At 63.9% G+C, this 11,573-nt stretch carries 12 protein-coding genes; 3 read left to right on the forward strand and 9 right to left on the reverse strand.

Annotation, left to right across the window (positions count from 1 at the left end; genetic code table 11):
- The coding region (locus VLK31_RS35885; protein ID WP_409173265.1) for a response regulator at positions 1-485 on the reverse strand (485 nt) is incomplete at its 3' end.
- Positions 479-2,182 (reverse strand): hybrid sensor histidine kinase/response regulator, encoded by a 1,704-nt coding sequence (locus VLK31_RS35890; RefSeq protein WP_409173266.1) that lies wholly within the window; start codon positions 2,180-2,182, stop codon positions 479-481. The genes VLK31_RS35885 and VLK31_RS35890, both read right to left, overlap by 7 nt.
- A 95-nt stretch (positions 2,183-2,277) precedes the next feature.
- Here VLK31_RS35890 and VLK31_RS35895 point away from each other — a divergent pair, with 95 nt between their 5' ends.
- Positions 2,278-3,018, forward strand: a complete 741-nt coding sequence (locus VLK31_RS35895) for a PRC-barrel domain-containing protein (protein WP_409173267.1) — start codon at positions 2,278-2,280, stop codon at positions 3,016-3,018.
- 18 nt (positions 3,019-3,036) lie between these two features.
- The gene (locus tag VLK31_RS35900) at positions 3,037-3,564 is read left to right on the forward strand and encodes a universal stress protein (protein WP_409173268.1); all 528 of its coding nucleotides are present in this window, start codon (positions 3,037-3,039) and stop codon (positions 3,562-3,564) included.
- A 40-nt stretch (positions 3,565-3,604) separates the two neighbouring features.
- Here the strand turns inward: VLK31_RS35900 and VLK31_RS35905 are convergent, their stop codons facing one another.
- From VLK31_RS35905 to VLK31_RS35925, 5 genes are all read right to left on the reverse strand, one after another.
- Positions 3,605-5,224 (reverse strand): bifunctional aspartate transaminase/aspartate 4-decarboxylase, encoded by a 1,620-nt coding sequence (locus tag VLK31_RS35905; protein WP_409173269.1) that lies wholly within the window; start codon positions 5,222-5,224, stop codon positions 3,605-3,607.
- Between the two features lie 17 nt (positions 5,225-5,241).
- Entirely contained in the window at positions 5,242-6,945 is a 1,704-nt protein-coding gene (gene aspT, locus VLK31_RS35910; RefSeq protein WP_409173270.1) for an aspartate-alanine antiporter, read from the reverse strand.
- Positions 6,942-8,537, reverse strand: a complete 1,596-nt coding sequence (locus VLK31_RS35915; RefSeq protein ID WP_409173271.1) for an oleate hydratase — start codon at positions 8,535-8,537, stop codon at positions 6,942-6,944. Before VLK31_RS35915 ends, aspT begins: the two co-directional genes overlap by 4 nt.
- Positions 8,534-8,716, reverse strand: coding sequence for a hypothetical protein (locus VLK31_RS35920; protein ID WP_409173272.1), 183 nt, complete (start codon positions 8,714-8,716; stop codon positions 8,534-8,536). The genes VLK31_RS35915 and VLK31_RS35920 overlap by 4 nt, the downstream gene beginning before the upstream one ends.
- A gap of 103 nt (positions 8,717-8,819) precedes the next feature.
- Positions 8,820-9,299: a hypothetical protein gene (locus tag VLK31_RS35925; protein WP_409173273.1), complete on the reverse strand. Its 480-nt coding sequence runs from the start codon at positions 9,297-9,299 to the stop codon at positions 8,820-8,822.
- A 180-nt stretch (positions 9,300-9,479) separates the two neighbouring features.
- Here VLK31_RS35925 and VLK31_RS35930 point away from each other — a divergent pair, with 180 nt between their 5' ends.
- Positions 9,480-10,133 carry a BON domain-containing protein gene (locus VLK31_RS35930; protein ID WP_409173274.1) on the forward strand — a complete coding sequence of 218 codons (654 nt, stop codon included), beginning with the start codon at positions 9,480-9,482 and terminating at the stop codon, positions 10,131-10,133.
- Between the two features lie 70 nt (positions 10,134-10,203).
- Here VLK31_RS35930 and VLK31_RS35935 read toward each other — a convergent pair whose 3' ends face one another.
- Both VLK31_RS35935 and VLK31_RS35940 read right to left on the reverse strand, forming a co-directional pair.
- The gene (locus VLK31_RS35935) at positions 10,204-10,932 is read right to left on the reverse strand and encodes a Crp/Fnr family transcriptional regulator (protein ID WP_409173275.1); all 729 of its coding nucleotides are present in this window, start codon (positions 10,930-10,932) and stop codon (positions 10,204-10,206) included.
- A 109-nt stretch (positions 10,933-11,041) separates the two neighbouring features.
- Positions 11,042-11,573 (reverse strand): hypothetical protein (locus tag VLK31_RS35940; RefSeq protein ID WP_409173276.1); only part of this gene is annotated, 532 nt, incomplete at its 5' end.

Here is an 11,573-nt window from a genome sequence, read left to right on the forward strand (position 1 = left end):
CGAAAACGCTCTTCGCTGGCGCGCAGCTCGGCCGTGCGTTCCTGCACCGTGCGCTCCAGCAGCTGGTTGTGCTGCGCCAGCTTCTGATAAAGCAGGCGAACCTCCAGCATGTTGCGGATGCGCGTCTTCACCTCCACCAGATCGAAGGGCTTGCTGATGAAGTCCTTGGCACCGGCCTCCAGGGCGCGCAGCTTGTGGGCGGGTTGCGCGGTCAGCACAATGACCGGCAGGTAGCTGTCGGCGTCGATGCTGCCAAGGGCCTGCATGACCTGGAAGCCGTCCATGCCCGGCATCTGCAGATCGAGCAGGATCAGGTGGTAGCTGTTCTTGCGGTGCAGGGCCTCGACCTCCTGAGGATTCATCGTCGACGACACCTGGAGGTAGCCGGCCTCGCCCAGCAGGCGTTCGAGCAGCCGCACGTTGGCGGCTTGGTCGTCCACGATGAGGATGGAGGCATCGAGTATTTCGGTGGTGCTGATTAGCATTTCTTTTCTTCCGGCGCGGTAGGGATCGGTGAGGCTTGTGCCACGTTCAGGGCGGCGGCCAGCGTGTCCATGAACGCGCCCACGTGAATCGGCTTGGTGAGATAGCGGAAGAATCCCGATGCCAGGCCCTTCTCCACATCGTGCGGCATGGCATTGGCGCTGAGCGCAATTACCGGAATGTGCGCGGTCGTGGGGTCGTCCGCCAACAGCCTGCGGGCCGTGATGCCGCTGATTCCGGGCAGATTGATGTCCATCAGGATGACGTCGGGCCTGGACGCGCGGGCCATCGCCACACCCGCGCTGCCGTCCTGCGCGCTCAGCAGGGATAGGTCGGGCCGGCGGGCAATGAGCTTTTCGATCAACAGCAGGTTGGCCGGGTTGTCTTCCACGCAAAGCACCGTACGTTTGACGGTGCCCGTCTGCAAATGCACCGCGGCGGGCACTTCGCTTTCGTAGGGGTCGAGCACCAGCACCGGTGCGGCCGTGGTGTTCAGCTCGACCCAGAACAGGCTGCCTACTCCCACCGTGCTTTCCACCCCTATTTCTCCGCCCATCAATTCGATCAGCCGCTTGCTGACGACCAGGCCGATGCCCGTGCCTTCCTCGATGCCCGACTCCTGGCCGAGACGGTTGAAGGGCTGGAACAACTGCGCCATTTTTTCTGCGGACAAGCCGTGGCCCGTATCGCGAAAGCTGATGCGCGTGCGCTGGCTCGTCATGGCCTCGCAGGTGACCTCCACCATGCCTTCGGCGCGGTTGTACTTGATGGCGTTGGAGAGCAGGTTGACAAGCACCTGCTTCACCCGCGTGCGGTCGGCCTTCACGAAATAGGGGTCGCTGAACTCGGGAAACCGGGTGCGCACGCCGCTCTTCTTGGCCAGCGGCTCGATCATGGCATGGCAGTCGTTCAGCACCTCGGCCAGCGAGATGCGCTCGGGCGACAACGACAGCTTGCCCGATTCGATCAGCGACAGGTCGAGAATTTCATTGATCAGCTCCAGCAGATACCAGCCGGCCTGAAGAATCTGGTCGATGCTGTCCTTCTGCGCCGGTGTGGGCAGCGGCGTGCCCGATTCCATCAGCTGCGCAAAACCCAGAATTGCATTGAGCGGCGAGCGCAGCTCGTGGCTCATGCTCGACAAAAAGTCGGACTTCGCCAGGTTGGCTGTTTCGGCCAGCGCCTTTGCGCGCGCCAGTTGCGCGTTGAGTTCGCGCCGCGCAATCTCGGCCTGGCGGCGTGCGGTGTTGTCGGTGCCGATCAGCAGGTAGCCGATGATCGAGGCCTGCGCGTCGCGCAGCGCGGTGACCGATACCACCGCCGGAAAGCGGCTGCCGTCCTTGCGGATGTAGGTGAGTTCATAGATGTCCTCGATGCCGCGCGAGGCCTTGAACACCAGGGCCTCGAAGCCGGGCGCGATGGGCGTCGCAAGCTCCAGGCTCAATGCATGCGCGCGCGCAAGGAGCTCACCCGGATCGGAGATATCCGCCGGCGTGATCCGGTTCACCACGTCCACCGCCGCATAGCCGAGCATGTGCTCGGCGCCCACGTTGAAGATCTGGATCACGCCTTTGGCATCGGTCGCAATCTTCGAGAACATGGCGCTGTTGAATATGGCGTTCTGCAGCGCCTCGGCCTGAAGCGGCGTCTCGGGGCGCGGTGGCCCGGCACTGTCGTGTGCGCGATTCGGTCCGTTCATGGCGTCCTGTCCCAAGCTCGATAAACAGGGAGTCTGGGGCATGCGCCGCCTCTGCTCTGTTCGCTGGCGCTCATACGTCGCGGGTAAGCCGTTCGGTGGCGCACAGACCCTTGCGATCAATGTGCCTAAAACCGAATCTCTCCATCAACCGGTACATCACCATGAAGAAAATCCTTTCCATTGCAGCGCTCGGCGTTGCATTTGCACTCACGGCTGTCGGCACCGCCAGCGCCCAGGTCGCGGGCGCGACGCCGCTGGGCGTTACCGTCACGGAAATGGAACGCGTGGCCATGGGCTGGAGCGCGCGCCAGAGCATTCTGGGCAAGACCATGTACAACGAATCCGGTGAGAAGATCGGCAAGGTCGAAGACCTGATCATCGATCCCGCCAAGAACGTCTCCTACCTCATCGTCGCAGTCGGCGGCTTCGTCGGCATGGGCAAGCATGCCGTCGCCGTTCCTGCTTCGCAGGTTCACGACGAAGGCGGCAGGATCGTTCTGACCGGTGCGACCAAGCAGGCGCTGGCGGCGATGCCGCCGTTTCGCTACGCGCCAGCGACCCGCACGCAGAGTCCGATTGCGGCCCGCGCCGAACACGACATCGACTTGGCCAAGAAAAAGGTCGCGTCGCTCGAGAAGCAGTCCGAAACCGGCGTGGGGGAAGCGAAGGACCGCATGGGCCGCCAGATCGCCGACATCAAGCAAAGCCAGAAGAAGGTCGAGGACAAGCTGGAAGACATGAAGAACGCTGGCGAGACCAAGTGGAAGGCGGTGGAGGTCGAAGTTCGCAAGGCTTCGGCGCAACTGCGCACTTCCGTTGAAAAAGCCGTCGGCTGATCTCCGAGGACACACACCGTGTACCGAAGAATTCTTGTGCCAGTGGACGGAAGCCCGACGTCCAATCGGGGCCTTGACGAAGCGATCAAGCTTGCAAGGTTGACGAAGGGCCGGCTGCGGCTGATCCACGTCATTGACGAACTGTCCATGGCGTGGGGCATGGAAGCCTACAGCGCCTATGGCGGCGGTGACTGGATCGGCGTGTTACGGGATAACGGCGCCCTGGTGGTGCACAACGCCAAGGCGGTGGTCGACGCGGCGGACATCGAAGTCGATACCGTGGTGTACGACAGTTTCTCCGGCGTGGTTCACGAACTGGTCACGCAGGAGGCCGGCAAGTGGTCGGCCGAGTTGATTGTGCTTGGCACCCACGGGCGCCGCGGCATCGGCCGACTGGTGCTGGGCAGCGGTGCGGAAAGCATCCTGCGCTACGCGCCAGTGCCGGTGCTGCTCGTGCGTGCGGCAAACGAGCCTGTGTCCCAGACCGCGGCAACGGTCGCGCTGACGCATCCGAGCGTGCCTGCCGGCATGGTGGCGATGGAGTGATCCCCTCGAGGCGCCCCGCAATGGCGCCTCGAGGCTGCGATCACTTCAGCAGTTGAGCGGTCACCGCCTGCGTGGCCTTGAAGTCCTCGTTGTATTCGTCGAGCACACGGCGGGTGAATTTGCCGACCGCCGCATACTCGGCATCAGTGAGATTGGCCAGCGACACGCGAGCCGACATGTCGATCACCTCGAAGCCCTTGCCGGGCAGCAGCACCACGCCGGTCTCTTCGGCCAGGCGAAAGAGAAAGTCGATGCCGAGTTCGCGCTTGACGAACCAGCCCTCGAAGTCGAGCCCGTAGAGCTTGCAGCCCAGCTCCTGCAGATCGATCAGGGTGTAGTAGTTGACGTCGTTGGGCGTGCGGCTTGCCGCAACGCCCATGCTGCGGTAGAGCGTCTGGTGGCGCTGCCGAATGAGCAGCTTGGCGGCGTCCTTGTAGCGGCCCTGGCGGTCCATCAGGCCGTTCAGTGCGAATAGCGCCATCTGCAGTTGCTGCGGCACCGACAGGCCCGCCGTGTGGTTCAGCGCCACGGCGCGGCTGTCGGCCACCAGCCGGTCGATAAAAAGCAACTCCCGCGGCTGCGTGGTCAGTGTCGAGTAGCGCGCATCGAGCAACAGCTTGGTTGCTTCCGGCAGGGCGGCGAGTGCGGTGTCCAGCACGTTGTCGTGGTGCAGCGCAATGGCGCCCAGGCGCCAGCCGGTCGCGCCGAAGAACTTGGAAAACGAGTACACGCACAAGGTGTTGCGGGGGCACTTGGCGAACAGCGAGACGAAGTCGTCGGCGAAGGTGCCGTAGACGTCGTCGGTCACGATGAGCAGGTCGCTGCGCTGGGTGGACACCAGCGTCGCGATCTTGTCGAGCATCTTGTCGGAGAGCTTGGAGGAGGGCGGGTTGCTCGGGTTCACCAGAAAGAAGATCTTGATGGCCGGGTCGAGCAGCTTGTCGATTTCGTCGTCGGGAAACTGCCAGTCGGCGTGGCCGTCCATGCGCACGTCGACCACCTCCAGGCCGTACTCGGCCAGCAGCGGTATTTCCAGGTAGGGCGAGAAAATCGGCGTGGCAATGGCGATCTTGTCGCCCGGCTTGATGAGCTTGTTGGCCGCGAGGCTTTGGAAGATGTAGGCCATTGCCGCGGTGCCGCCCTCGGTGGCGAACACCGAGAAGCTGCCGTCCGACTTGATGGGGCCGAACATTTCCTGCGCCAGGTAGGCCTTGACGATGCTTTCGGTGTGCACCAGCGCGCGGGGCGGCGTGGGGTAGTTGCAACCCAGGAAGGCAGAGGTCATCTCGAACAGAAAGGCGTCGCGGTCCAGGCCGAGCCTGTCTTTCACGTACGAGATGGCCGCGCGCAGAAACTTGATGCCGTTGCTGTCGTCGCGGCTGGAGGCGTACGCCTCGAAGCGCTGCACGATGCCCTGCAGTTCGGGCAGGCCGCCGAAGCCGCTGTCCAGGTAGGAGTAGCTGCGCTCGGCCTCGAGCATCGCGAACTCGCCCAGGCTCAGGAAGGCCCAGCGCGGCAGGGTGGCCAGAAAGTTGGGGTTGCCGCGCCCGGCGTTGAGCATCAGTCGCTGGGCGTCCGAAGAGGCTCGCTGAATGAGTTGGTCCTTCAGCTCGAACGGGCTCAGTTCGGCGAATTGGCTGTAGTCTTTTTTGGGGTTCATGGTGTACCAGGGTGGGTTCAGGGTGCCGCGTTCCGGGTGACCAGGCCGACGATGATCGGCCCCCAGAGCGTCAGGAATACATTGGCGACGGCATACGTCACGGTGAAGGAAACGACCGGCGTGGCATTGCCGGCCTTGGCGAGCAGCGCCGCAAACGCCGGGTTGGCACTGCGCCCGCCCGCGACGCAGGCCAGCGCTTCGATCGGGTTGCGAATGCGCAGCACGTAGTACGAGAAGTAGAAGGTGACGATCTGCGGAATCAGCGTCACGCCGAACCCGAGGAAGAGCAGGGTCAGCCCGTATTTCTGGATCGCAACCAGCGCCTGCGGCCCGGCGGTGATGCCCACGATGCCCACGAACACCGCGAGCCCGAAGTCGCGCAGAAAATTCGATGCACCCAGCGGCAGCGCCGCAAACCTCGGGTGCACGCTGCGCAGCCAGCCGAACATCAGCCCCGAAAGCAGGCAGCCGCCGCCACTGCCGATGGAGATCGGCACGCCCCACAGCTTGAACTGGATCAAGCCGATCAGGATGCCCACCGCCATGCCGATGCCGAAGAAGATGAAGTCTGTGACGGCCGCCGCGTTGATGCGGTAGCCGATCTTCGGTTCGACACGGTCGAGGTCTTGCGGGCGGCCGATGAAGCGCAGTTCGTCGCCGCTCTTCAAGGGCAGCTTGTCGAGCAGTGGCAGCGCATGCCCCATGCGCTTGACCTGCGTCAGGAACACGCCGTGTCGGGTCTCGATGCGGGTGTGGTCGTGGATATTGCCGACCTCCCGGCCGCTGAGGGCCCGGCTCGTGAGGATGATGTCGCGCTCTTCCTCGACGATGGAGTAACCGTCCGGTGCCTGTGCCTCCTGCCCGAACAACGCGAGCGCCTGCGCCATGACCGCCACCTTGCCGCTCACTGCGACGATGTCGCCCGCCAGGAGGGGGGTGGCGTCGGTGAGCTCCAGCGTCTTGCCGCTGCGCACGACGGCTTCCACGGCCGCATCCGACAGCGTGGTGTTCACCTGCAGCGCGGTCTGCCCGACAGCAGCACCTTGCGGCGCAGCCAGGTAGAAGCGTGTGACGATGCTGCGCACCGCATCGAACTGGCCGGGGTCGAGTTCGGCCCGGCCACCCGACAAGGTCTTTGCGAGGTTGATCGCTTCCTGCCGGATGTCCCACCGCATCACGGCCGGAAAGAACCAGGTGACCAGAATGATCGGGCCGAGCGAGCCGAAGATGTAGCAGACCGCATAGCCCACGGCCACGTTGGTCTGCATGGTCTTGACCAGTTCCGGCGACAGCCCGAGCTTGGCGATGGCATCGCCCGCCGTGCCGATGATGGCCGACTGCGTCAGGCCGCCTGCAGCGAGGCCGGCGGCCATGCCGCGGTCCAGGTCGAACAACCATGCCGCCGCCAGCACGCACAGCAAACCCGTCACGCACATGATGAAAGCCGAGGCCAGTTGGTTGAGTGACCGGCGGTTCAGTGCATGGAAGAACTGCGGACCGCCCTGGAAACCCACGGCGTAAATGAACAGCGCGAAGAAGATCGCCTTGATGCCGTCGTCCAACCGAATGCCGAACTGCCCGATGAGCACGCCGACCAGCAAGGTGCCCGCGACCCCGCCGAGCACGAACTTGCCGATCTTGATTTTTCCGACGAGGTAGCCGAGCGCGATGGTGATGAACAGTGCGACCAGCGGGGAGGTGGTGAAGAGATGCTTTATCACCGCAGCACCGCCTTCACGGCGCGGAGCAACACGCCGGGGTCATGGTGGCCCTTGTAGATTGGCGACACCTCGCAATCCAACCTCAGCAATTGAACGACAGCCATCTGCGCCGACCGCACCGAATATTCGACGGTGAACACCACGTCGTCGGCTATCTCGCAATACTGTCCAAGGAACGCGAAGTTTGCGGCCCCCTGGGGCACTACGGCAGGCCTGTCGCCTGGTGAGCGCACCAGAAACTGGCTCGTAACGAGCGGCATCATGCAGGGAATGCAGTTGGCGGCCTTCAGCAGTTGGGCCTCCTGATCGTCGAAATGCAGGTGCGAAAACAACTCGATCAGGATCTCCTCGCCAGAGCATTCCGACATCTTCTTCTTCACGAAGTTGCCGGGGGTTTGCGGGAACAGACCGTAGCCCCAACAGACGTACACGTCCTCCGGCTGCTTCAGAAAGTGCGGTTGGTGTGGCAGCACGATCGACATCAGCCAGTTCGAGTCCTTGAATGTCACCAGCCCGCCAGTGCCGGCCTCGTTGCCGGTGAATTCCTTCATCCTCCGAAAGAACAGCGGATCGTGCAAAGTCAGCGTGAACGACTGCCAGAGCGATTGGTCGACATGGCTGTCGAACACCTCCGGATGGCCGAAGTCGGGCCGGTCCTTGGAGATCGTGCGCCACAGGGCCCACGACCCGTCCGACGGCGCTCCCGCTGCACGGGCCGGCGAGGTCATGGTGCCCAGGGACGAGCCGGCCGTCATGGAGCCGAGCGTGATGAACAGCTTGTCGTTTTCGCACACCCTGTGCACATGCGACGTGCCGTCCTTCATGCAGGTGAATTGCGTGGCCTGCGTGCAGCCGTGGCCCGTGGCCGTGAATTCGATGTCGACGACCTGTACGCCCGACTGCATGTCCACGCCTTGCGCCAGCAACCATTGAATCAGCGGGCGGACGAGGGAGTCGAACTGGTTGTAGGGTGTGCGACGCACGCCCGACAGCGTGTCGATGTCCGGAAACTCCTGAATGAACCGCAGCATGTAGCGCCTGAACTCGACCGCGCTGTGCCACGGCTGGAAAGCAAAGGTCGTGCACCACATGAACCAGAAATTGGTCTTGAAGAACGAGGGCTGAAAGCAGTCGTCGATGCGGCGCGAGCCCACCGAGGTCTCCGACTTCAGCATCAACTCGATCAGGTCGAGCCGGTCGCGGTGGGCGAAGCCGGGCGACGAGACATCGACGGCCAGGCCGTCACTGACAAGGCGGCTTCGTGCGTGCGAGCGAAAGGTTTCGTTGAAATCGAAAAACTCCTGCTTCACCGTTTTTCGCGGGTCGGACAGCGAGGGAATGATGGACATCAAGTCGAAGGTGCAGGCATAGGCCTGTTCGTCGAACATGCGTCCGCCGCGCATGACGTAGCCGTGATCGGCTGTCCCATGGGCGTCGAGACTGCCGCCTGCGTGGCGGGTCTCTTCCATGACATGGATATCGTTGCCGGCCATGCAGCCGTCGCGAATGAGATAAGCCGCCGTCGCCAGGCCTGCAATGCCGGCGCCGACGATGAATGCCTGCGGGCCGCCCGAGTCGTTGATGCCGATCATGTCGAGATTTCGGCGCGGCGCTGCTGCAGCTTGCGTTCGAGCTGCAGCTCCAGCGCCTCGACCATGCTGCAGCCCTCGAGGTACTTCTCCTCGCTGCCCGCGACGCGCCAGGCGTCGCGTTTTTCTTCTTCCAGGGGGATGCGCAGTTCGAGCGCGGCGATGTCTTCTTCGAATGTCATGGGGTGCCTTGTGCGGATCGACCCCGACGATGCGCGCCAATGAAACTCGCGTCCGTTCGTTGGCGCACGCAGCAGTTCCCCACAGCGGTTTTGCGTGCAGGCGTCAGCGAAAAATTCGGTAGAGGGCGGACGCTCGCCTGCCCAGGCGCGGCTTGCCGGCGATCGACTTCCGCGCGACAAGCGACTCGCCGATGCCTGTGATCGCGCGGGCCACCGCGTCGTTCGTTTCGCTGAAGCGCGCTTCGATTTGCCGCCGCTGCACGCTTTCCGCGCGCAGTGCAAGGTGCAAAAGGTCGAGGTCCGCAGCGCATTCGAGCACCACGTGCTGCACGCGGTGTGCGCGGGCATTCGCAGTGGACGAGGCGCCCGGGTCGACGACCAACGAGCGCAGCCGGGCACTCAATGCCGTCAACAGAAGGGCCCAGTCGTCGATGGCATCGCGCCTGGGCTGGCCCGGCGCAGGCACGCTGTGCAGCAGCGCACGCAGAGACCGGGGGGCAGCGGCCCGTGCCGATTCACCGGCTGGCGCGCGCTTTTCGTGCGAGACGAGATGAGGAAAACCGGTAGATGGCGAATGGGTCATGGCGAGTCCGGCGGGTTGAGCGGCAAAGGGTGTTGTGATCTTTGTAGGCGTTGCCCTACGCGCTGTCTGTTCGCCACAGCACCCAGCCGAAAAAACCCTCCGAGGCTCAAAGCGGGGCAACGCACAGAACGAACGCCGCATGCGTCGCAGACTGACTGCTCACAACCAAAGAAAGCACGCATGAAAACCGATTCGCAATTGCAGCAGGACGTACACACCGAGCTCCAGTGGGAGCCGTCGGTCAACGCGAGCCAGATCGGTGTCGAGGTGAAAGACGGCATCGTGACGCTGGCCGGCCATGTCGACAGCTACCCCGAGAAATGGGATGCCGAGCGAGCAGCGATGCGCGTGGCCGGCGTGTCGGGCCTGGCGGTGGAGATCGATGTGAAGCTGCCCGGCACGAGCCAGCGCACCGACGCCGACATCGCGCGCTCCGCCGAGCAGGTTCTGGGCTGGTCGTCCTTTCTGCCCAAGGACAGCATCAAGGTCATGGTCGAGAAGGGCTGGGTCACGCTGACCGGCCAGGTGCACTGGGACTTCGAGCGGCGCGGCGCCACGTCGAGCATCCGTCAACTCATGGGCGTCACGGGCGTCAGCGACCAGATCACGCTCAAGCAGAAGGTGTCCTCGTTGGTGGTCAAGGCGGACATCGAAGCGGCACTCAAGCGGCGTGCACAGAACGACGCGCAGATGATCTCCGTCAAGGTGGATGGCGGCGACGTGACGCTGTCGGGCACCACGCACAGCTGGGCGGAACGAGACCTGGCGAGTCATGCGGCATGGAGCGCGCCCGGTGTGCGCAATGTGGTGGACAACATCACCGTCACGTATTGACTGACGCGTTGCGACCGCCTTGGCGGGTGGGCGGCCTGCGCTCCCTGGTTCCAACAGGGCGGCAAGCCGCTCAGTAGATTCCGCCGGGCCCGTCGACCGCAGGCTGCAGGCCGAACAGCGCGTCGTAAGAGCGCTTGTCGCAGGCATAGCAGGTACAAGCCGCCTTTTCGAGGCCCTCGCGGTCCAGCACGTGAATCTCTCCGCGGTGGTATTCGATCAGGCCTTCGCGTTGCAGCGCGACGGCCGCCGTGGTGACGCCCACTCGGCGCACGCCCAGCATGTAGGCGAGGAATTCCTGTGTCACATGGAAGGTCTCGGCCCGCGCCCGGTCCGCGCTCATCAGCAGCCAGCGGGCAAGCCGGGCGTTGACCAGGTGGAAGCGCTGGCATGCCGCCGAATTGGCCAGTTGGGCCATCAGCACATAGACGTAGCGCTTCAGCAAACGCTGAAGCGATGGGCTGAGTGCCAACTCACGGCGAAAGGCGGCGGTCTCGATGCGCAATGCCGAGCCCGGTCCTTGCACGAGGGCGTGCAACGGCGCGGTCAGCACATCCAGTGACAGCTGCGCGCCCAGCATCCCTTCGCTGCCGATCATGCCCACTTCAACGCCAGCACTGCCCTCCACCTTGGCCACCAGCGAGATGAAGCCTTCTGCCGGAAAGTACACGTGCCGCGTCGGCGCCTCGGGCTCGCAGAGAACCTGCGTCAGTACCAACGGGACCGAGTCGCCGGCCGCGATGAGCCGTTTGCAGTCTTCAGGTGGAAGAAGTCGGATCAGGTGATTGCGGCTTGATGGCATGTTCGCTCCAGTGCCCGCAGCGTGCGCCCGTTGTCGAGCCCAGACCGTCTGCCAGCGTACATAGCAAGGCCAGCCGATCTTCATCGCGCAGATGACCTGCGAGCGACGATCACTGTCGTGCACCGGGGTCGGGCGGGTCGACCCGGCTGACCGTTGTCCCTTGCAACGATGCGCTGATCATCAGGTCGTTGTCGGACATCCAGAATGCGATCAGTGGCGCGCGTGCCGCCTCGGCATTCATGACGCCGGCCTCGTCGATCGCCATCACAGCCACGGCGTTATCGACGCCCGCAGCCCAGCCGCGCCCCGCGATGAACCGGTTCAGTGCCTCCTGCGTCATGAAGAGAAAGACGATGGCGCGTGATCGCATGCCGATGGGCAGTCCTGCCGGTCTTGTCGTGGCCCTGTAGTGGCTGTGGACCACGCCGTTGATTCGCAGCTCGCCTTGTCCGTGCTGCCCCGGTTCAAGGAATCCGTCGGAGATGAGGCGCGGAAATATGAGGATGCCGGTGGCCGCGCCAACCAACTCGCTGCTGCCGCACGCGGCGTTGAACACACGGGTCAGTGACTCACGGTAGCTGTTGTCCAGTTCCTCGCGCCTGTTCGCTGCCGCCAAGCGGCTTTCTTTCGAATTCTTGCCA

The organism is Variovorax sp. H27-G14, from assembly GCF_046156345.1.
GTDB lineage: Bacteria > Pseudomonadota > Gammaproteobacteria > Burkholderiales > Burkholderiaceae_C > Variovorax.